The following is a 20330-nucleotide window of genomic DNA, read 5'->3' as shown; positions in this document are numbered from 1 at the left end:
CCGGTGGGGTGGCGGAAGTATCGCGGGGCGGCCGGGGCGAGTGCTACGGGTCCGAGGTCCTGATGTCAGGGCGCGGTCCCGGTGGACCGCCGGCGCACCGCCACCGCGAGCAGGACGCAGCCGAGCACCCCCACCACCAGGTCGGTCCAGGCCGGGGCGCCCGCCTCGCGCAGCAGGGCGGCGACACCGAAGGCGGTGTCCCAGGCGGCCTCGGTGAGGGCCGAGCCGAAGCCCTGCGCGAGCAGGATGATCCCGAAGAGGACCAGCAGGCCCCCGGAGGACTTCTTGGTCTGCGTTGCCATGGACGTGTCTCCCCGAATGCGGCGCACCGCCCGTACGCGGTGCCCCTTGTTCCGATGCGGTCGCATCGAATCATGCCCCGCGGCGGGGATATGATGCAACCGCATCGAAACGTGCGCCGTGCCCGAGGGACGTGGCAGGGCGTGGGGCGGCAGTGGCCCCGCGACGGTCGGAGGAGAGAGGCGGGCGCGTGCCCAGACAGGTCGACTACGAGGAGCGCCGCCGCCGCATCGCCGAAGCGGTCCGCCTCCTCATCACCCGCTCCGGGATGGAGTCCGTCAGCCTCCGGGACGTCGCCGCGGAGGCGCACGTCTCGATGGGCGCGGTCCAGCGCTGCTTCCGCACCAAGGACGAGATGCTGCTCTTCGCCCTGGAGGACATCTCGCGACGGGTCGGGGACCGCGCGAAGGCCCGCATCGAGACCTCGGACACCCCGCGCTCGGCCGCGACCCTGCTGGACCGCACCCTGTCCGCGCTCGCCCTCGTGGACCCGGAGGACCGGGCGGAGGCCCAGGTCTGGGGTGCCTTCGTCGCCCACGCGGCGGTGAGCGACCGGCTCGCGGCGGTGCTGCGGGAGACCTACGCCAAGCTGCACGACCTCCTCGTCTGGCTGATCGGCTACGGCCAGGACACCGGCGAACTGACCCCCGCGGCGGACCCCGCGGCCGAGGCCCGCACCCTGCTCGCCCTGACCGAGGGCCTGACCGCGCAGGTGCTGGTGGGTCATCTGACGCCGGAGTCGGCGCGGGAGGCGCTCCGGCGGTACGGGCGCGGCCTGCTGACGCAGGGATGACGGCGGGAGCGGCGGGAGCGGCGGGAGCGGCGGGAGGCGGCGACGCGGCCGGCCCGCCCGGCCGGAGAAACCGGTTGCCCTGGGCGCCCCCTCGCCGACACGCTCGTCTCATGACCCGCATCCCGGCCGCCGCCGCTCCGCCGCTGTCCGCCCCCGTCGCCACCGTGGCGCGGGGCCGACAGCGGACCGGCCGGGCGTGGAGGCCGATCTCCGCGCCCGCGTGAGCGCGGTCCTGGTCGCGGGGCTCCTCGCCGGGTACGGCATCGCCCTGCCCGTCGGCGGCGTCGCGACCCACCTGGTGGCCCTCACCGCCCGCACCTCACTGCGGACCGGCGCCTGCGCCGCCCTGGGCGTCGCCACCGCCGACGGCGTCTACGCCCTCGCCGCGGCGGTCGGCGGCACCTCGCTGACCCGCCCCCTCGAACCGGCCCTGCCCCTGCTGCGCGGGGCCTCCGTCCTCGTGCTCCTCGCCCTCGCGGCACGGGGAGCGGTGGTGGCGGTGCGCGAGTACCGGGGGCGCGCCCGGGCCGCGGGCGGCAAGGCCACCCCGGCCGGCCCCGCCCGCGCCTACGCCGCGCTGCTCGGCATCACCCTCCTGAACCCCGCCACGGTGGTCTACTTCGCCGCACTGGTCATCGGCAGCCCCGCCACTGCCTCGCTCACGCGCCCGGAGCAACTGGTGTTCGCCCTGGCCGCCTTCGCGGCATCGGCGAGCTGGCAGTTGCTGCTCGCGGGCGGCGGCGCGCTCCTCGGCCGGGCCCTGACGGGCAGGAGGGGCCACCTGCTCACGGCACTGGCGTCGAGCGCGCTGATCACGGCCCTGGCGGCACACTTGCTGCTCTCGGCACCCTGAAGGCGCCGCAACGGCTAAGCGGCTCGGGTGAGCTGCCCCAGGACGTGCCGTGCGGTGCGGGCCATCCTCGGATTCGTCCTGCGGTAGTAGTCGAGTTCGTCCAGGGCGATCGACAGGGCCCAGCCCCGCCCGCGCGCCCACATGGCGTCGTCGGCGGCGGTGCCGAGGGCGGTGCGGAAGGCGTCCCGCGCGGCGGCGTCCATCAGGTACCAGGCGGAGATCAGGTCGACGGCGGGGTCACCGAGGCCCATGCAGCCGAAGTCGATGACGGCACCGAGCCTGCCGCCGTCGACGAGGACGTTGCCCGGCTGCAGATCCCCGTGCGTCCACACCGGGGCCCGTCCCCACGCGGGGGCCCGCAGGGCGGCGTCCCACACGGCGGTCGCGGCCCCCTCGTCCACGGTGCCGCGCAGCCGGGCGATCACCTCGCGCGTACGGGCGTCGCGCCGCGCCAGCGGTTCGCTCCGGTAGGCGGCGGGCGCCCCCGCCGGGTCCACCTCGCGCAGGGCCGTCAGGAACCGCGCGACGTCCTCGGCGAACAGCGCGGGCCCGGCGAGCGGAACGCCCACCTCCGGCGTGCTGCCCGCCAGCCACCGGAAGACGGACCACGCGAACGGGTAGCCCTCACCCGGCCCGCCCTTGCCGAGCGGCTCGGGAACGGCGACGGGCAGCGCCGCCGCGAGCCGCGGCAGCCACCGGAGCTCCGCCTCCACGTCCTCGGCGGACGAGGCGAGGCGGGGCAGCCGCACCACCATGTCCGCGCCGAGGCGGTACATGGCGTTGGCCGTCCCGGCCGTGTCCACCCGCCGCACGGGCAGCCCGGCCCACGCGGGGAACTGGGCGGCCACGAGCCGTCGTACGAGCGTCTCGTCCGTCGCGGCCTCGTCGGCGTGCATCTGCTGTTCGGCCATGGGGCGGGTCTCTCCTTGCAGGGCGGGGCTGCGGGCGGGCGGTGAGCAGGGGTCAAGTCCGGCGGCGGCGTGGCGCAGGGCCGCCAGGAACGCCGTGGCCGCCGACGTTACCGCCCGGCCCCGCGCCGTCGCCGCGTAGACCTCGCGCGCGGGGGCGGCCCCGTCCCGCAGCGGGACCAGGGTGATGTCGGGGCGGGCGGACTCCGCCGCGAGCTGGGGGACGAGGGCGATGCCGAGGCCCGCGGCGACGTACCCCTGCTTCGCCGTCCACTCCGCGACGACGTGGGCCACGTGTGGCCGGAAGCCGTGGCGGAGGGCCAGGCGGAGGAGGGAGCCCTCGATGTGCGGGCTGCCGGATATCCAGTCCTCGGCGGCCGGCCGCGGCAGCCGCAGCTCCGGTTCGGCCGCCAGCGGGTGGCCCGCGGGCAGGGCCACGTACAGGGTCTCGTCAAGGAGATGGTGGAGGTCGTGGACGCCGTCGGGCAGTGCGCCGCCCGTCGTCGAGACCACGGCGAGGTCGAGCCCGCCCTCCGCCAGCCGGGAGAGCAGCGCCGGAGTGCGGCCCTCTTCGTGGGTGAGGGTCACGCCGGGGTGGCGGACCCTGAAGCGTGCGAGCGCCCGCGGCACCAGCCCCGCGTCCGCCGTCGCGAACGCCCCGATCCGCAGCGGCCCGCCCGCCTCCGCCCCGCAGCCCCTGGGCCCCTACTCCCAGGTGGCCCGCGTCGAACTCGCCGACGGCGGCGCCCTGTTGTACCTGTCGGGGCAGATCGGCGAGGGCGACGGCCTCGCCGCCCAGTCCCGCAGCGTCTTCGAGACCCTGGACAGCCCGCTGCGGGCCCACGGGGCGGGGCTCGGCGACATCATCAACATCCGTACGTTCCTGACGGACATCGGCGCTCTGCCCGACTACGCCGCCGTGCGCCGGGAGTTCCTCACCGGCACCCCGCCCACCAGCACGACCGTCGAGGTGCCGCGCCTGTTCCGGCCCGAGGCGCTGATCGAGGTGGAGGTGGTCGCGGCCGTCCCCGCCGGACGCACCGCCGCCGGGAGCCCCGCCCGGTAGCACCGGGTCCACATCGGCCCGAGGCGTGACCCCGGCGAACTGATGGCCGAGACCGGCGTCACCGCACCGGCGTCACCGCGCCGAGAACCCGTACACCGTCCGCGACCGGTAGGTCTCACCCGGCCGCAGGACCGTGGACGGGAAACCCGGCCGGTTCGGCGAGTCGGGGAAGTGCTGCGTCTCCAGCGCGATCCCGTCCCCCGGGGCGAACGGCAGCTCCGCGGCGAAGTGATCGGCGGTGTAGAGCTGCAGGCCGGGCTCGGTCGTCGAGACGGTGAGGCCCCGCCCGGACGCGGGGTCGAAGAGCCCCGCCACCTCGACCGGTTCGGCCGTGACGCCCTTGTCGAGGACGTAGTTGTGGTCGAATCCCGGCCCCGCCGTCCGCGCCGTGCGGAAGTCGAACCGCGTCCCCGCCACGTCCTCGTACGCCCCGGTCGGAATCAGCTCCGCGTCGACCGGCGTGATCCGGGAGGCGGCGATCCGCACCTCGTGCCCGTGCGCGCTGCCGGAGCCCGCGCCCGCGAGGTTCCAGTACGTGTGGTTGGTGAGGTTCACCACGGTCGGGGCGTCGGTGGCCGCCTCGTAGGCGACACTCAGCGCGCCCGCCGCGTCCAGCGCGTACGTCACCGAGACCGCGAGCCGCCCGGGGTAGCCCTCCTCGCCGTCCGGGCTCACCCGTGCGAGCCGCACCGCGTGGCCGCCGTCCGGCTCCGCGTCCCAGACGCGCTTGTCGAAGCCGCGCTCACCGCCGTGCAGGGAGTTGGAGCCGTTGTTCCGCGCCGGCCGGTGGACGCGTCCGTCGAGGGTGAAGGCGCCGCCCGCGACGCGGTTCGCGTACCGCCCCACCACCGCGCCGAAGTAGGGGCCGGGGTGCTTCACGTACCCGTCGAGCCCCGCGAACCCCAGGGCCACCTGCGCCGGCCGCCCGGACCGGTCGGGAACTTCAGCCGTCTGAAGGATGCCGCCGTACGTCAGGACGCGCACCCGCACCCCGCCCCTTTCCAGGGTCCAGCGGTGGACGGGGGTGCCGTCGGGGAGTGCCCCGAAGAGTTCGCTGCGCATGATCGCGACCCTACGCCGCACGGGGCCTAGGTCAGGGGCTCGCGCGAGGTGATCTGCCGGTGGGCGAGCGCGGCGAGGCGGGACTGGCCGTCCTTGCTGGGGTGGAACCAGTCCCAGTGGCTCAACTGGTCGCCGTCGAAGCGGTAGTCGTGGACGGCCCCGCCGTCGAAGCGGCAGCGCCGGTCCTTCTCGCACACCTCTTCGAGTACGTCGTTGTACGCCAGCACGCGGTCCCGCACCGAGTTCCGCCGCTCGGACGCGGCGGCGTCCAGGTCGTCGGGGTCGGCCAGCATCGAGGAGCAGATGCCGAGCTTCCACACCTGCTTGCCCAGCGGGTTGGTGCGCCCCTGGGACCAGAGCCGCTTGAGGTCCGGCACGGACGCCACGTACACCTGCGCCTTCGGCAGCGAGCCGCGCAACGTGCGCATCGCCGCCGTGAAGTCGGCGCGGAAGTCGCCGACCGGTGTCATCGACGCGGCCGACGAACGGCAGGCGTCGTTGGCGCCCATCATCACCGTCACCAGCTCAGGCCGCTCGGTGACGGCCTGTTCCATCTGGCCGGGCAGATCCGCCATTCGGGCGCCCGTCTTGGCGAGGTTCCAGCTGTGCGAGGCGGCCCGCTCCTTTCCGAGGAGCCGCGTGGCGAGACTGCGCACCTCGGCGTCCGTACCGGTCGCCCAGGACGCCTCGGGGCAGTCGGAGAGCACCGAACAGGCGTCGAAGCCGCGGGTGATGGAGTCGCCGACGGCCGCGAGCGAGCGCGGCGAGGTGTCCCAGGCCGGCGTCGGCCGCGGGGACGGCTTGTCATGGGCGGACGGGCCGCCGGGGGCCGCGGAGTCGCCGCCCTGCGCGTCGCACGCGGTCAGCGTCGCGGTGCCGAGCAGAGCCGCCGTCGCCAGAGCGACGACGGCACGCGAGCGGTGTCTGCGGTTCCGCATCCCCTGGTCCCCTCTGCCGATCCAGTCGATCTACGTGACGCCGTGCGTGTGCCCGGGGTTGCGCCCCGCCGGGTGAAAGGTCGGAGTTTCCCGGGCCACGGACCGACGGTACGTCACACTCCTCACGCCACCGCACGGTAGCCTCGGCCCCGTAGCCGCCTGGCCACTGCTGTCACGGCGGCGACAGGCGGATGATCCACCCGGTGACGCTCCGCCGCTGTGGTTCCGCTAAATTACATCACGTCACATCTGTCCCCTTTTTTTCAGGTTTCTCTAGTATTTGGAGAAAACTGCTCGGCACGGGCGCGAGGCCGCTGGGGAAGGCGAACCTCGACCCACACTGGAGGTCCCGGTGACGACACGTGGAGTCCTGTACGTGCACTCCGCTCCGCGCGCGCTGTGCCCACACGTCGAGTGGGCCGTCGCGGGCGTGCTCGGCGCGCGCGTGAGCCTCGACTGGATCAGGCAGCCCGCCGCGCCGGGCACCTGGAGATCCGAATTCTCCTGGCAGGGCTCGGTGGGCACCGCCTCCAAGCTCGCCTCCGCGCTGCGCGGCTGGCAGATGCTGCGCTTCGAGGTCACGGCGGAGCCCTGCGCGGGCGCCGAGGGCGAGCGGTACAGCGCCACGCCCGAACTCGGCATCTTCCACGCCGTCACCGGACTGCACGGCGACATCCTCATCCCCGAGGACCGGCTGCGCGCCGCCCTGGCCCGCTCACAGGGCGGCGAGAGCGACCTGGCCGCCGAACTGGCCAAACTCCTCGGCAAGCCCTGGGACGACGAGCTGGAGCCGTTCCGCTACGCGGGCGAGGGCGCGCCCGTGCGCTGGCTGCACCAGGTGGTGTGAGCCCCGCGCCCGTCCCCTCACGCACGAAGAAGGCCCGCCCGGTGACTTCCGGGCGGGCCTTCTTCGTACGTCAGGTCGTCACACGGTCCTGAACGCCAGGACCACGTTGTGACCGCCGAAGCCGAACGAGTCGTTCAGCGCCGCGATCCTGCCCTCGGGCAGCGCGCGGGCCTCGTCGCGGATGATGTCCGCGTCGACCTCGGGGTCGAGGTTCGCGATGTTGATCGTCGGCGGGGCGACGCGGTTCTTCAGCGCGAGGACCGTGGCCACGGTCTCCACACCGCCCGCACCGCCGAGCAGGTGACCCGTCATCGACTTGGTGGAGGCGATCGCCATGTGGTCCACGTCGTCGCCGAACGCCTTGCGCAGCGCCTTGATCTCCGCGACGTCACCCTGCGGCGTCGAGGTGGCGTGCGCGTTCACGTGCACGATCTCGGCGGGCTTGAGGTCGGTGGCGTCGATCAGGTTCTGCAGGGCCGCGGCGATGCCGTTGCCGGACGGCTCGGGCTGCGTGATGTGGTGCGCGTCGGCCGAGATGCCCTGGCCGACGGCCTCCGCGTAGATCTTCGCGCCGCGGGCCTTGGCGTGCTCCTCGGACTCAAGGACGATCACACCGGCGCCCTCGCCGAGCACGAAGCCGTTGCGGTCCGCGTCGTAGGGGCGCGAGGCGCCCTGCGGGTGCTCGTTGTTCTTGGACATCGCCATCATGTTGCCGAACGCGACGATCGGCAGCGGGTGGATCGCCGCCTCCGTGCCGCCCGCGACGACGACGTCGGCGCGTCCGGTGCGGATCATCTCGATCGCGTAGCCGATGGCCTCGGCGCCCGAGGCACAGGCCGACACCGGAGTGTGGACGCCCGCGTGGGCGCCCAGCTCGATGCCGACGTTGGCCGCCGGGGAGTTGGGCATCAGCATCGGCACGGTGTGCGGGGAGACGCGGCGTACGCCCTTCTCCTTCAGCACGTCGTACTGGTCCAGAAGCGTGGTCACGCCGCCGATGCCGGAGGCGATGACCGCGCCGAGGCGGTGCGGGTCCACCGAGGCGTCCTCGCCCGCCTTGGCGGTGTAGCCGGCGTCCGCCCAGGCCTCCTTGGCCGCGATCAGCGCGAACTGCGCCGAACGGTCCAGCTTGCGGGCCTGCGGCCGGGGAATGACCTCCCCCGGCTCCACGGCGATCTGACCGGCGATGCGGACGGGCAGCTCGGCCGCCCAGTCCTGCTCCAGCGTGCTGACGCCGGAGCGGCCCGCGAGCAGGCCCTCCCACGTCGACGCTGCGTCGCCACCCAGCGGTGTGGTTGCGCCGATACCGGTGACGACCACGGTGCGATTGGTCGAGTTCACAGGAAATTTCTCCACGGTGTTGAGGGGATCAGCGGCGCCACCGCCGGGTGGCGACAGAGCACGGCCTGGATCAGGCCTGGTGCTTGAGGATGTACGTGGTCGCGTCGCCGACCGTCTTGAGGTTCTTGACGTCGTCGTCCGGGATCTTGACGTCGAAGCGCTCTTCGGCGGCGACGACGACCTCGACCATGGACAGCGAGTCGACGTCCAGGTCGTCGGTGAAGGACTTGTCCAGCTGGACGTCCTCGACCGGGATGCCGGCGATCTCGTTCACGATCTCGGCGAGACCGGCGACGATCTCTTCCTGAGTGGCGGCCATGTTGGCGCTCCTTCTTATGTATCCAGAGGGTGTGGCGCCCGCCGCGGCAGCGGCAGGTTGGTTTACAGCCGTACGGATCGGGTGATCCGGACGTGATGCCTAGGGGAGGGTAACGACCGTGGCGGCGTACACGAGACCCGCCCCGAAGCCGATGACGAGCGCGGTGTCGCCGCTCTTCGCCTCGCCGGTCGCCAGGAGCCGCTCCATCGCGAGCGGGATCGAGGCGGCCGAGGTGTTGCCGGTGGTGCGCACGTCACGGGCGACCGTCACGTGCTCCGGCAGTTTCAGGGTCTTCACCATCGAGTCGATGATCCGCTCGTTGGCCTGATGCGGAATGAAGACATCCAGGTCTTCCGCGGTGATGCCGGCCGCGTCCAGCGCCTGCTGGGCGACCTTCGCCATCTCGAAGACGGCCCAGCGGAACACCGCCTGGCCCTCCTGCGTGATCGCGGGGAACTTCTCGGGGGAGCCCGCGCGGTACTCCTCCCAGGAGATCGTCTGCTTGATCGTCTCGGCCTTGTCGCCCTCCGAGCCCCAGACCGTCGGGCCGATCTTCGGCTCCTTGGAGGGGCCGACGATCACGGCACCGGCACCGTCACCGAAGAGGAACGCCGTCGCGCGGTCGTTCAGATCGGTGAGGTCGCTCAGCCGCTCCACGCCGATGACCAGGACGTACTCGGCGGAGCCGTCGGTGACCATGCCCCTGGCGAGGGTCAGACCGTAGCCGAAGCCGGCGCAGCCCGCGGAGATGTCGAACGCGGCGGGCTTGCCCGCGCCGATCTTGTCCGCGATCTCGGTGGCGATGGCCGGGGTCTGCTTGAAGTGCGAGACCGTGGAGACGATCACGCCACCGATCTGCTCGGGCGTGATGCCCGCGTCGGCGATCGCCTTGCCCGCCGCCTCGACCGACATCGCGGCCACGGTCTCCTCGTCGGAGGCCCAGTGGCGGGTCGCGATGCCCGAGCGGGAACGAATCCACTCGTCGGACGAGTCGATCGTCTCCAGGATCACCTCGTTCGGCACGACACGGGTGGGCCGGTAGCCGCCGACGCCCATGATCCGCGCGTATGGGGCGCCCTGGCTGGGCTTGATCTTCGACATGCGCTACGGCTCCTTGTCAGTCGTCGGCTCAGGAATACTCGGCGACGAGCGTGCGGGCCGCGTCGAGGTCGTCGGGGGTCTTGACCGCGAGCGTCTTGACGCCGGGCAGAGCGCGCTTGGCCAGGCCGGTGAGGGTGCCGCCGGGGCACACCTCGACGAGGGCCGTGACCCCGAGCTCCTTGAACGTCTCCATGCACAGGTCCCAGCGGACCGGGTTGGCCACCTGGCCGACCAGGCGGGAGATCACCTCGGCGCCGGTCGCGACGGTGCCGCCGTCGCGGTTGGAGACGTAGGTGATCCGCGGGTCGGCGGTGTCGAGTCCCCGTGCCGCCTCTTCGAGCTGCGAGACGGCGGGAGCCATGTGGTGCGTGTGGAAGGCGCCCGCGACCTTGAGGGCGACGACCTTGCGCACACCCTCGGGCTTGTCGGCCTCCAGGGCGGCGAGCTGCTCCTTGGTGCCCGCGGCGACGATCTGGCCCGCGCCGTTCACGTTCGCCGGCGTCAGGCCCAGCTTCTCCAGGTGCGGCGTGGTGACCTCGGGGTCGCCGCCGAGCAGCGCCGCCATGCCGGTCTCGGTGACCGCCGCGGCCTCCGCCATGGCGAGGCCACGCCTGCGCACGAGACGCAGGGCGTCGTCGTCGGAGAGCACGCCCGCGTACGCCGCGGCGGTGATCTCGCCGACGCTGTGTCCCGCGACGGCGCCGGGCGTGATGTCACCCAGTGCCGAGGCGGAGAGCAGGCCGGCCGCCACGAGCAGCGGCTGGGCCACGGCGGTGTCGCGGATCTGGTCCGCGTCGCCCTGCGTGCCGTAGTGGGCGAGGTCGAGACCGATGGCGTCGGACCAGGCGCCGAGACGGTCGGCGGCGCCGGGGAGGTCGAGCCAGGGGGTCAGGAAGCCGGGCGTCTGAGCGCCTTGGCCGGGAGCGACGAGTACGAGCACTCTCACACTCTCTCTTGTGGACGGCGTAACTGGCCGGTGGGGACAGGGACGAAGAACGGCTGACGGAATTGTATGGGTCCGACAAAAGGCTACGACTGGGGATCCCCGTCGGCCAGACGCCCCAGGATCAGCGCGATCCGCAGCGTGAACGCGGAGCGTACATCCGAGGGTGACCAGCCGGTGACGTCAGTCACACGTCGGAGCCGGTAGCGCACGGTGTTGGGGTGGACGAAGAGCATCCGGGCGGCACCTTCGAGGCTGCTCGCCTGCTCCAGATAGACACTCAGCGTCTCCAGGAGCGCGGAGCCCGCCTCCTCCAGCGGTCTGTAGATCTCCTCCACCAACTGCTCGCGGGCCGCCGGATCACCCGCCATGGCGCGCTCGGGGAGGAGATCGTCCGCGAGGACGGGCCGCGGGGCGTCCTGCCAGGCGGCGGACGCCTTGAGCCCGGCGGCCGCGGCCTGCGCGGAGCGGGTGGCGGCGAGCAGGTCGGGGACGATGGGGCCCGCGACGACAGGGCCCGCCGCGTACGGGCCGATCAGCGCCTTGGCCACCGCCAGCGGGTTGTTGTTGCCGCCGGCGATGACGACGAGGCGCGTGCCGAGGACACCGGTGAGGACCTGCAGCTTCGCGTGCCGGGCGGCGCGGCGGATGGCCTCGACGGTCAGCTCGCTGTCGCCGTCGGGGGCGGTGCCGAGGATCACGCAGACGTGGTCGGGGGAGTTCCAGCCGAGCGCCGCGGCCCGGCTCACCGCGCCCTCGTCGGCCTCGCCGGAGAGCACCGCGTTGACGACGAGCGACTCCAGGCGCGCGTCCCAGGCACCGCGTGCCTCGGCGGCCTGCGCGTACACCTGGGCGGTGGCGAAGGCGATCTCCCTGGCGTAGACGAGGAGGGCCTCGCGGAGGATGGACTCGTCTCCGGGGGCGGCGACCTCGTCGATCGCCGACTCCATCACCTCGATCGTCGTCCGCACCATCTCCACCGTCTGGCGCAGGGTGATCGCCCTGGTCAGCTCGCGGGGGGCGGTGCCGAAGACGTCCGTGGAGATGGCCTGGGGGGCGTCCGGATGCCGGAACCACTCGGTGAACGCGGCGATGCCCGCCTGCGCCACCAGGCCGATCCAGGAACGGTTCTCCGGTGGCATCGCCCGGTACCAGGACAGCGTCTCGTCCATGCGCGCGATGGCCTGCGCCGCGAGACTCCCGGACGACTTCTCCAGGCGCTTCAGCGTCGCGGTATGGGCATGCGGGGTCCGGCCGTCCTGGCGGGCCCCCGGCTGGGACTCCTGCGGAACCCCTCGCGGGGACTCCGGCTGGACTTCATTCGCTGAGGCTTCGGGCACGGGGACAAGACTGCCTTATCGGGGCGGAGGAGTGCGGGGGCGGGGGCTGGCGAGGCGGTGAGGAGCGGCGGGGGGTCGGCTTCGGGGCAGGGGCGAGCCGCCCCGGGCTAACGTGGGGAAGGTGATTGAAGTACGGCGCTCCGGCGACCGGTACCGCGGCGGGGAGCCGGCGGCCGGAATCGAATCCCTGCACGCCTTCTCGTTCGGGCCCCACTACGACCCCGACAACCTCCGCTTCGGCGCGATCCTCGCCTGCAACGAGGAGCGCCTGGCGCCGGGCGCGGGCTTCGACGAGCACCCCCACAGCCACACCGAGATCGTGACCTGGGTCGTCCAGGGCGAACTCACCCACCGCGACTCGACGGGCCACGCCTCCCGGGTCCGCCCCGGCGACGTCCAGCACCTCTCGGCGGCTGGCGGCGTCCGCCACGTGGAACGCAACGACGGCGACACCCCCCTCGTCTTCGTCCAGATGTGGCTGGCCCCGCTCACCCCGGGCGGCGAACCGTCCTACGAGGTCGTGCACGGCATAGCCGACTCGACCCCCTACGCGGTCCCGGGCGCGGGAGCGCTGCTCCACGTCCGCAGACTCGACCCCGGCGAACGAGCCGCCCTCCCCGACGCACCCCACCTCTACGTCCACGTGGTCCGCGGCGAGACCAGCCTCGGCCAGGAACTACTGGGCCAGGGCGACTCGGCCCGAGTCACCGGAGAACCAGCCCTCACGGCGGCCGCCACCGGGGGCAGGGCAGCGGAACTGCTGGTCTGGGAGATGACGGACGGATGAGCGAGCCCTACCGGCGAACTGCCCCCGCCGGTGAGCGCGGCCCCGCCGGTGAACTGGGCCCCGTCGGTGAGCGCGGCGCCGCCGGTGAACTGAGCCCCGTCGGTGAGCGCGGCCCCCAGCTGAACACGGCCCTGCGGCGAGCGCAGCCCGCAGCGAGCGGGAAGCGCGGCCACGGAGAGCGCGGCCCGCAGCGAGCATGCCCTGCGGCTGAACGTGGCCCCGCAGTGAGCGCGGCCCCCACGGGAAGCCCGGCAACGGGAAGCGCGGCCACGGTGAGCGCGGCCCGCGGCGAGCATGCCCTGCGGCTGAACGTGGCCCCGCAGTGAGCACGGCCCCCACGGGAAGCCCGGCAACGGGAAGCGCGGCCACGGGAGAGCGGGGCCCACGGAGAGCGTGGCCCGCAGTGGGCGTGGCCCCGTAGGGCGGACGCAGTCGGCGGTCGTCGCGAGGGCCCCGCGTCAGAGTTCCGCGAGCACCGCGTCGGTGAACGGCGGCCAGACCTCGGTGGCCCACGGCCCGAAGGGGCGGTCGGTCAGCGCCACGCAGGCGGCCCCGGCATCGGGGTCGACCCACAGGAACGTCCCGGCCTGCCCGAAGTGCCCGAACGTCCGCGGCGACGACGCACTCCCCGTCCAGTGCGGCGACTTCGAGTCCCGGATCTCGAACCCGAGCCCCCAGTCGTTGGGATTCTGGTGCCCGTACCCCGGCAGGACTCCCTTGAGCCCCGGATACGTCACCGTCATCGCCGCCGCCACCGTCCGCGCGTCGAGCAGCCTCGGCGCCTGCACCTCGGCCGCGAACCGCACCAGGTCGTCCACGGTCGACACGCCGTCCTTCGCGGGCGAGCCGTCCCCTTCGAGCGATGTGGACGTCATCCCCAGCGGTTCGAGAACCCCCTGGCGCAGATACTCCCCGAAGGGAATCCCCGTCGCCTTGGCGATGTGATCACCAAGGACCTCGAACCCGGCGTTGGAGTACAGCCGCCGCACCCCCGGCGCCGACGTCACCCGGTGCTCGTCGAAGGCGAGGCCACTGGTGTGCGCGAGCAGGTGCCGAACCGTCGACCCCTCGGGCCCGGCGGGCTCGTCCAGTTCCACCGCGCCCTCCTCGTACGCCACGAGCGCCGCATAGGCCGCGAGCGGCTTCGTGACCGAGGCCAGCGCGAACCGCCGGCCGGTCGGTCCGTGCTCCCCGGCCACCGTCCCGTCCGCGCGTACGACAGCGGCGGCAGCGGTGGGGACCGGCCAGTTCTCGATCAACGCCAGGCTCTGCATGCGCCCGAGCCTAATTCCTCGCCGGGACCGGGGTCCGCCGGGGTGGATGCCACCCAGCCGGCAGAGGCCGGGCAGGCAGAGGCCGGGCAGAGGCCGGGCAGAGGCCGGGCAGAGGGTGGGCAGAGGGTGGGCAGAGCGCGGGTGGCGGCCGGGCACGGACGGGACGGCCAAGGGATGAGACTGCCCAGGATTTCCTCCGAATCCGCTTGCTTGGAGTGCACTCCAAGGTTCTAGCGTGAGGGTCATGACGGTGACGGAGACCACGCCTGCACCAGCCCCCGCCAGGGCCGGAGCCCCCATCCATGCCCCGGAGCCCGGCCATCCGCGTCCGACCGGCCAGGATCACTACACGATCAGTGAGGTCGCCGCCTTCACCGGCCTGACCGCGTACACCCTGCGCTGGTACGAGCGGATCGGCCTGATGCCGCACATCGACCGCTCCCACACGGGTCAGCGCCGCTACCGCAACCGCGACCTGGACTGGCTCGCCTTCGTCGGCAAGCTCCGCCTCACCGGGATGCCCGTGGCCGACATGGTCCGCTACGCCGAACTCGTCCGCGAAGGCCCGCACACCTTCGCCGAACGCCAGGACCTCCTGGAGCAGACCCGGCGCGACGTGCGCACCCGCATCGCCGAGCTGCAGGACACCCTCGCCGTCCTCGACTACAAGATCGACACTTATGCGGGCGCCCGCAAGGCGTCGGAGAGGCTCTGAACACTGATGACGCAGAACATCGCGACCGCACGGCTCGGCAACCACGGCCCCGAGGTGAGTGTCCAGGGCCTCGGCTGCATGGGCATGAGCTTCGCCTACGGCCCCACCGACGCCGACGAGGCCCGGGCCACCCTCGACCGCGCCCTCGAACTGGGCGTCACCTTCTACGACACCGCCGACGTCTACGGCATGGGCGAGAACGAGAAGTTCCTCGCCCCCTTCCTCAAGGCGCACCGCGACGAGATCGTCCTCGCCACCAAGTTCGCCCTGACCATCGACCCGGCCGAACCGACGAAGCGGCGCATCGACAACTCCCCCGCCTACATCCGCTCCAGCGTCGACGCCAGCCTGCGCCGCCTGGACACGGACGCCATCGACCTCTACTACATGCACCGCCGCGACCCGCAGGTCCCCATCGAGGAGGCGGTCGGCGCGATGGCCGAACTCGTCACCGCGGGCAAGGTCAAACACCTCGGCCTCAGCGAGGTCACAGGACCCGAACTGCGTGCCGCCCATGCCGTCCATCCCATCGCCGCCGTCCAGTCGGAGTGGTCTCTCTTCAGCCGTGACATCGAGAAGGGCGTGGTCCCGGCCGCCGCCGACCTCGGGGTGGCCCTCGTGCCCTACTCCCCGCTCGGCCGCGGCTTCCTCACCGGCGCCTTCGTCGACGCCGACAAGGAACTCGACAAGGACGACTTCCGCCGCCAGCAACCCCGCTTCACCGGTGACAACGCCACCGCCAACGCGGCCCTGCTCGAACCCGTCCGCTCGGTCGCCGACGCCCACGGCGCGAGCCTCGGCCAGATCGCCCTCGCCTGGGTCCAGCAGCAGAGCACCGTCCACGGCCTGCCCGTCATCCCGATCCCCGGCACCCGCAAGCGCACCCGCGTCGAGGAGAACACGGCGGCCACCCGCATCACCCTCACCGAGGACGAACTCGCCCTCCTCGCCCCGATCGCCTCCGCCGTCGCGGGCAATCGCTACGCCGACATGACCTTCACCTCGGCCGGCCGCGAGTGACCCCAACGGGCCGCAACTAGGCCCCACTTCGCGCTCGGGCCGGCTTCCGGCGAGGCCGGCCCGAGCCCCGCGCTCACGTCAGCCCCAGTGCGAAGGCCGCGAAGCCGGCCGCCAGGAGCCCCGTCAGTGCACGCCGCGCATGGGACGTCCGCTGCCACGGGGCCTCGAAGCCGCGGGCGTACCGGCCTATCAGCACGAGCAGTGCCGCGAGCACCGGCAGCCAGACCACCCGCGCGGCTATCCAGGCGAAGGAGTCGGGTCCCGTGGTGAGCCCCGGTATCTCCCCCAGGAACGAGCCCGGCACGGCCGCGGCGAGCAGCGCCGTCTGGTGCCAGCACAGAATGGTCATCGCCGAGAGGTTGATGACGACCACCGGCGCCCACAGGGCGGGCCGGCGCAGCAGCCCGCCGATGCGGTCCCGCAGCAGGATAGCCGCGCCGCTCTGTGCGGCGGCCAGGGCGAGGACCAGCAGCGACGGCGGATGCGAGTTCCTGCGGGCTTCTCCGGGGACGCCGACCATCGACGCCGGGTAGGCGAAGGCGAGCAGCAGTGCGGCGAAGAGAGCGGTGCCGCCGACGAGCAGCAGCCAGGCGCCGCGCCTGCCCAGTTTCTTCTCGCCCCAGGCGACCCCCAGTTGGTAGGCGAACATCCAGCCCGGCAGCAGATTCAGCAGGCTCAGCCAGGAGGGCACGGAGTCCGCGAACGGGCCGTAGCGCAGGAAGTCGACGAGGGCGACCGAGCCGATCAGGGGAAGCGCGGCCCAGGCCCCGAGCCGCTCCGTGGCACGTATGCACCAGGGCGTGAGAGCCGTGATCACTGTGTAGACGCCGACGAACCACAGGGGCTGAATGACCAGCGTGGACGCGGTGCGCAGGGACGTGCCCGGCACACCGGCCGCGTACAGCAGGGGTATCAGCGCGGCCCAGACCGCCGTCACCCCGAGCACCGGCCGCCCGAGCCGGGCCACCCGCCCCCGCAGCCAGCCACCTGTCGACTCACCGCGCGCGACCGCCCGCCGGTAGGACAGGGCGGAGGCGTAGCCACCCACGAGGAAGAAGATGCCCAGCATCTGCAGCACCCAGCTGAGCGGTGCGAGGAAACCGAACGAGGACAGGGGGCTCGCGTTGTGCAGCGCGCCCGCGGAGTCGAGGGTGAAGCCGCCCAGGAGCCAGTGCCCCGTCGGCACGGCGAGCAGTGCGAGTGCGCGCAGTCCGTCGATGGCCCGGTCGCGGTGAGCGGGTGTTTTGGCGTCTATGGCGGCCGCGGTTCGGCGCAGACCAAGCAGGGTCGGCTGTCCGCGGTCGTCGGGCTCGTCGCGTCCTTCGCGGTGTCCGGTCAGAACGGGGAGGCTCATGTCCGTGCTCCGATGCTTCGCGTGCTGTCGTGGGCCGCACCGGCGGAGTCGTCCCCGCCGGCGATGCGGGCGAAGGCCCGCAGTGAGTCGGTGCCGGGGGCGAAGTAACCGGTGTGGCCCTTCGCCCGCTCGGCGGGGACGCGTCGGGCGCCGAAACCGGGGGCGGTCGGGTCCTCGCCATGGCCGAGGCCGAACAGCTCGACGTTCGGCACCTTGCCGATCCAGTCGCTGTCGTCCTTGGCCGCCCAGACCCGGGCCTCGGTGTGCAGATCGGCCACGCTGTCCGCTCGCATACCGGGGGAGCCGAGCGCCACCAGGTCCCTCGCGGGCAACTCGGGAGCGGCGAGGCCGCAGACCACCGAGCCATAGCTGTGGCAGAAGAGGGCGGGCCGGGGCGTGCCTGCCGCCGTCAGTCCCTGGACGAAGCGGGCCAGGCGGGGTGCGCCCGCTTCCGCGAGCCGGCCCGTGGCCGCGTCGGGGCCGAGGCCGACCGGGGTGGTGTACCCCACCCAGGCCACCACGGCCGTGCCGTCACCGGTAGCGGTGCGCAGCGAACGGGCCATCCCCGACGGTGTGCCGTATGTGTCCTTGGCCCGGTCGAAGGTGCTCAGGTCGATGTCGGAGCCCGGCACCACGACGGAGACGTCCCGCGCGCCCGCCAGGTCCCCGTACACCTCGGCGATCTGTCCTCGCCCGCGCGGGTCGAAGGCCAGTATCTGCCGTCCCGGAGCGAGCAACTCGTCGTAACGGGACATCGATGCGCGAGCGCGCTCGTGGTCCTGCGTGGTGAGGTCGGGGTCGGTGGAGCGGGTCCGCTCGCGCGCCCGCTCGGCGCGGAGGGCGCGGGCGTTGGCCCGGTATCGGAGGGCTATGGGGGCTCCGTCGAGGTTGCCGACGACCGACGGGTGCCGTGCCGCGAGTTCCTCGCGCTGCCCGGCGCTCAACGACGCGAAGAACGCGGCGATCCGGGCGGGGGGGACACGCGCGGGGTCCGGGAGCCGGAGGCCCCACGTATGGTCCGCGCGCCATGCACTCGTGCCCGGTGGCGGGCCCGTGAGCGGTTGTTGTTCGTTGCCGACGGCCCAGCCCGCGGTGCCCGTCACCGCTGTCGTCGTCAGCGCGACGGCGACCAGTACCCTCTTGCTCCGAGCCTTCCATGACCGCAGCCGCATGGCCGGTCTCCCTCCCCGATCCGTGGCGCCGGTGGCCTGACGCTGCGAAAGGTAGGGAGACGGTGATCGGCGGCACGTCACACCCGGGAGCCAACTCCCGGGTGATACCGGAGTACTCGGTGACGTGCCGAGGTGCTACCGCAGTAGGGGGTGGGTCACTGCTCGCCGGGCGTGACCAAGCCCGATTCATACGCGAAGATCACTGCCTGGGCGCGATCCCGCAGGTCCAGCTTGTTGAGCACACGGCCGATGTGGGTTTTCACCGTCTGCTCGGCGAGAACCAGGCGCTCGGCGATCTCCTGGTTGGAGAGGCCGCGCGCGATCAGCACCAGTACCTCGGTCTCACGTGGTGTCAGACCGTTGAGCCGCAGTGACGCGCGCGGTGTGGGGCGCTGCTTGGCGAAGTCCGCGATCAGACGCCGGGTCACCGAAGGGGCGAGCAGTGCCTCGCCCGCCGCCACCACGCGTACGGCCGAGATCAGGTCGGCGGGCGGCGCGTCCTTGAGCAGGAAGCCGGAGGCCCCGGCGCGCAGAGCCTCGTACACGTAGTCGTCGACGTCGAAGGTGGTGAGCATGAGCACCTTCGGCACGTGCACCACCCCCGGCGGCGGGTCCAGGAGGGCGCGGGCGGCGCTGAGTCCGTCGAGCTCCGGCATACGGACGTCCATCAACACGACGTCGGGGTGCGTGCTCCGGCTGACCTCGATGCCCTTCTGGCCGTTCGCCGCCTCGCCCACGACGTCGATGTCGCTCTGCGCGGCCAACAGGGCGGCGAATCCCGCGCGCACCATGTTCTGGTCGTCGACGATGATCACGCGGATGGTCATGCGGTGCCGGAGCCCTTCGGGAGGAGGGGGAGCCGGGCGGCGACGCGGAAGCCGCCGTCGGGCAGCGGCCCGGCGTCGACCGTGCCGCCGACCAACCGTACGCGCTCGCGCATGCCGACGAGTCCGTGGCCCGTACCACTGCCCTCCAGTGGTGCGGGCGGCTCGCCGGAGGGGCCGTTGACGACGAGGACCAGTAGGTACTGGTCGTCCAGACTCACCGTGATCGTGGTGCGGGCACCCGGAGCGTGGCGCATGACGTTCGACAGGGCTTCCTGCACGATCCGGTAGGCGGACAGGTCCACGGCCGGGGACACGTCGGCCAGTTGTGTGAGGATCGCCAGCTCGGGGCGTGACAGGTCGATGGGTATGCCGGCGCGCACCGTGGCCTCGACCAGGTGCGGCAACCGGTCGAGGCCTGGCTGGGGTGCCCGCTCGCCGTTCACGCCCTCGCTGCGCAGCACCGCGAGCAGCCGCCGCATCTCGGTGAGGGACTCGCGGGCGCTCGCCGCTATGCTGCCGAATTCCTCGCGTGCCGCGTCGGGGAGGCCGTCGAGCCGGTAGGGCGCGGAGTCCGCCTGGACGGTGATCACCGACATGTGGTGCGCGACGACGTCGTGCAATTCGCGGGCGATGCGTGCCCGCTCTTCCAAGAGCGTGCGCTGGGCGCGCTCGGCCTCGCTGATGGTCTCCTGCTCGACGAGCCGGCGCCGGGCGTCGCCGCGCTCGCGCAGCAACGTGCCGAGCAGCAGCACGGACCCGCTCAGCACGATCAGCAGCACGCTTGTGTCCTGGCTTCCCTCGCCGCTGAACGCGCCGAGCACCAGTCCGGACACCACCGTCACCATCCAGATGCCCAGGAGCGTGCGGCGGCTCTCCCGCAGGGAGAGCGCACAGCAGAGGACCACATATCCCACGACGATCATGGGGGTCCAGGGGGCCGGACGCCCGGCGTTGGCCGACATCGTGACCATCGCGCCGACGATGTCCGCCGTGATCACGATCCACCAGGCCGGGAGCGGCCGGGTGATCGCGAGGAACAGCGGGGCGGACTGGGCCACGGCCAGGGCCCCCGCAAGGCCACCGCCCACGCCGTAGTCGTTCGACAGGACCTGGACGGTGACCGGGATCAGGACGACGACGAAGCCGAGCGCGATCACCTGGGGCAGCAGCCGCACCCAGCGCTTGGGCGCGTCGCCGAGCAGCGGCTTGGTCGAAACGGCTGGTGTGGAGAGCGAGACTCCCGCCGCCCGCAGACCGTCGAAGACCGCGGCCGCCGCGCGCCGCACACCGGCCCCGCGGCTGTCCGGCTCCGGGTCCGGACGGCGGGGCCCCTGGTCGCGGGGCGTCGAGGATGCGCTGTTCATGGCCCG

The 20330-nt window shown here is 72.8% G+C and carries 21 protein-coding genes; 7 read left to right on the top strand and 14 right to left on the bottom strand.

Annotated features, from left to right (window positions below; all coding sequences use genetic code 11):
* Positions 1–65: 65 nt before the first annotated feature.
* Positions 66–302 (bottom strand): hypothetical protein, encoded by a 237-nt coding sequence (locus AB0I16_RS07655; RefSeq protein WP_363248394.1) that lies wholly within the window; start codon positions 300–302, stop codon positions 66–68.
* A 188-nt stretch (positions 303–490) separates the two neighbouring features.
* Between AB0I16_RS07655 and AB0I16_RS07650 the strand changes: the two genes are divergently transcribed.
* Positions 491–1093 (top strand): TetR/AcrR family transcriptional regulator, encoded by a 603-nt coding sequence (locus tag AB0I16_RS07650; RefSeq protein WP_363248393.1) that lies wholly within the window; start codon positions 491–493, stop codon positions 1091–1093.
* A gap of 196 nt (positions 1094–1289) precedes the next feature.
* Positions 1290–1946 carry a LysE family transporter gene (locus AB0I16_RS07645; protein WP_363248392.1) on the top strand — a complete coding sequence of 219 codons (657 nt, stop codon included), beginning with the start codon at positions 1290–1292 and terminating at the stop codon, positions 1944–1946.
* Positions 1947–1960: 14 nt separating this feature from the next.
* Here the strand turns inward: AB0I16_RS07645 and AB0I16_RS07640 are convergent, their stop codons facing one another.
* Positions 1961–3484: a phosphotransferase gene (locus tag AB0I16_RS07640; protein ID WP_363248391.1), complete on the bottom strand. Its 1524-nt coding sequence runs from the start codon at positions 3482–3484 to the stop codon at positions 1961–1963.
* Between the two features lie 31 nt (positions 3485–3515).
* Between AB0I16_RS07640 and AB0I16_RS07635 the strand changes: the two genes are divergently transcribed.
* Positions 3516–3920: a RidA family protein gene (locus AB0I16_RS07635; RefSeq protein WP_363248593.1), complete on the top strand. Its 405-nt coding sequence runs from the start codon at positions 3516–3518 to the stop codon at positions 3918–3920.
* A gap of 72 nt (positions 3921–3992) precedes the next feature.
* On the opposite strand, the gene AB0I16_RS07630 is transcribed toward AB0I16_RS07635, so the two are convergent.
* Together AB0I16_RS07630 and AB0I16_RS07625 are read right to left on the bottom strand one after the other, a co-directional pair.
* Entirely contained in the window at positions 3993–4982 is a 990-nt protein-coding gene (locus tag AB0I16_RS07630) for an aldose epimerase family protein (protein WP_363248390.1), read from the bottom strand.
* A gap of 26 nt (positions 4983–5008) precedes the next feature.
* On the bottom strand, positions 5009–5920 hold the full coding sequence (locus AB0I16_RS07625) for an SGNH/GDSL hydrolase family protein (RefSeq protein ID WP_363248389.1): 912 nt from the start codon (positions 5918–5920) through the stop codon (positions 5009–5011).
* A 352-nt stretch (positions 5921–6272) separates the two neighbouring features.
* On the opposite strand from AB0I16_RS07625, the gene AB0I16_RS07620 reads away from it, so the two are divergent.
* On the top strand, positions 6273–6767 hold the full coding sequence (locus tag AB0I16_RS07620; RefSeq protein WP_062776911.1) for a DUF3145 domain-containing protein: 495 nt from the start codon (positions 6273–6275) through the stop codon (positions 6765–6767).
* A 78-nt stretch (positions 6768–6845) separates the two neighbouring features.
* Here the strand turns inward: AB0I16_RS07620 and fabF are convergent, their stop codons facing one another.
* The 5 genes from fabF to fasR form a co-directional block, all read right to left on the bottom strand.
* Positions 6846–8108: a beta-ketoacyl-ACP synthase II gene (gene fabF, locus AB0I16_RS07615; protein WP_363248388.1), complete on the bottom strand. Its 1263-nt coding sequence runs from the start codon at positions 8106–8108 to the stop codon at positions 6846–6848.
* 70 nt (positions 8109–8178) lie between these two features.
* Positions 8179–8427 (bottom strand): acyl carrier protein, encoded by a 249-nt coding sequence (locus AB0I16_RS07610; protein ID WP_363248387.1) that lies wholly within the window; start codon positions 8425–8427, stop codon positions 8179–8181.
* A gap of 99 nt (positions 8428–8526) precedes the next feature.
* Positions 8527–9528: a ketoacyl-ACP synthase III gene (locus AB0I16_RS07605; RefSeq protein ID WP_363248386.1), complete on the bottom strand. Its 1002-nt coding sequence runs from the start codon at positions 9526–9528 to the stop codon at positions 8527–8529.
* 28 nt (positions 9529–9556) lie between these two features.
* Positions 9557–10468 (bottom strand): ACP S-malonyltransferase, encoded by a 912-nt coding sequence (locus tag AB0I16_RS07600; RefSeq protein WP_363248592.1) that lies wholly within the window; start codon positions 10466–10468, stop codon positions 9557–9559.
* An 89-nt stretch (positions 10469–10557) separates the two neighbouring features.
* Positions 10558–11697, bottom strand: a complete 1140-nt coding sequence (gene fasR / locus AB0I16_RS07595; RefSeq protein WP_363248591.1) for a fatty acid biosynthesis transcriptional regulator FasR — start codon at positions 11695–11697, stop codon at positions 10558–10560.
* A 235-nt stretch (positions 11698–11932) separates the two neighbouring features.
* Here fasR and AB0I16_RS07590 point away from each other — a divergent pair, with 235 nt between their 5' ends.
* Positions 11933–12598, top strand: a complete 666-nt coding sequence (locus AB0I16_RS07590; RefSeq protein WP_363248385.1) for a pirin family protein — start codon at positions 11933–11935, stop codon at positions 12596–12598.
* A 458-nt stretch (positions 12599–13056) separates the two neighbouring features.
* On the opposite strand, the gene AB0I16_RS07585 is transcribed toward AB0I16_RS07590, so the two are convergent.
* A complete protein-coding gene (locus tag AB0I16_RS07585) occupies positions 13057–13872 on the bottom strand; it encodes a serine hydrolase domain-containing protein (protein ID WP_363248384.1) in 816 nt (271 codons plus the stop codon).
* Positions 13873–14116: 244 nt separating this feature from the next.
* On the opposite strand from AB0I16_RS07585, the gene AB0I16_RS07580 reads away from it, so the two are divergent.
* A complete protein-coding gene (locus AB0I16_RS07580; protein ID WP_363248383.1) occupies positions 14117–14587 on the top strand; it encodes a MerR family transcriptional regulator in 471 nt (156 codons plus the stop codon).
* Positions 14588–14593: 6 nt separating this feature from the next.
* The gene (locus AB0I16_RS07575) at positions 14594–15607 is read left to right on the top strand and encodes an aldo/keto reductase (RefSeq protein ID WP_363248382.1); all 1014 of its coding nucleotides are present in this window, start codon (positions 14594–14596) and stop codon (positions 15605–15607) included.
* 73 nt (positions 15608–15680) lie between these two features.
* Here AB0I16_RS07575 and AB0I16_RS07570 read toward each other — a convergent pair whose 3' ends face one another.
* The 4 genes from AB0I16_RS07570 to AB0I16_RS07555 form a co-directional block, all read right to left on the bottom strand.
* On the bottom strand, positions 15681–16961 hold the full coding sequence (locus AB0I16_RS07570; protein ID WP_363248381.1) for an acyltransferase: 1281 nt from the start codon (positions 16959–16961) through the stop codon (positions 15681–15683).
* Positions 16958–18133, bottom strand: a complete 1176-nt coding sequence (locus AB0I16_RS07565) for an alpha/beta hydrolase (RefSeq protein WP_363248380.1) — start codon at positions 18131–18133, stop codon at positions 16958–16960. The genes AB0I16_RS07570 and AB0I16_RS07565 overlap by 4 nt, the downstream gene beginning before the upstream one ends.
* Before the next feature lie 155 nt (positions 18134–18288).
* Positions 18289–18960, bottom strand: coding sequence for a response regulator transcription factor (locus tag AB0I16_RS07560; RefSeq protein ID WP_363248379.1), 672 nt, complete (start codon positions 18958–18960; stop codon positions 18289–18291).
* Positions 18957–20324, bottom strand: a complete 1368-nt coding sequence (locus tag AB0I16_RS07555) for a sensor histidine kinase (protein WP_363248378.1) — start codon at positions 20322–20324, stop codon at positions 18957–18959. The genes AB0I16_RS07560 and AB0I16_RS07555 overlap by 4 nt, the downstream gene beginning before the upstream one ends.
* Positions 20325–20330 lie beyond the last annotated feature (6 nt).

The sequence above is a fragment of the Streptomyces sp. NPDC050703 genome (assembly GCF_040654435.1).
Lineage (GTDB): Bacteria > Actinomycetota > Actinomycetes > Streptomycetales > Streptomycetaceae > Streptomyces.
Note: the sequence above shows the minus strand (reverse complement) of the source record. Positions and strands in the feature narration are given on the sequence as shown.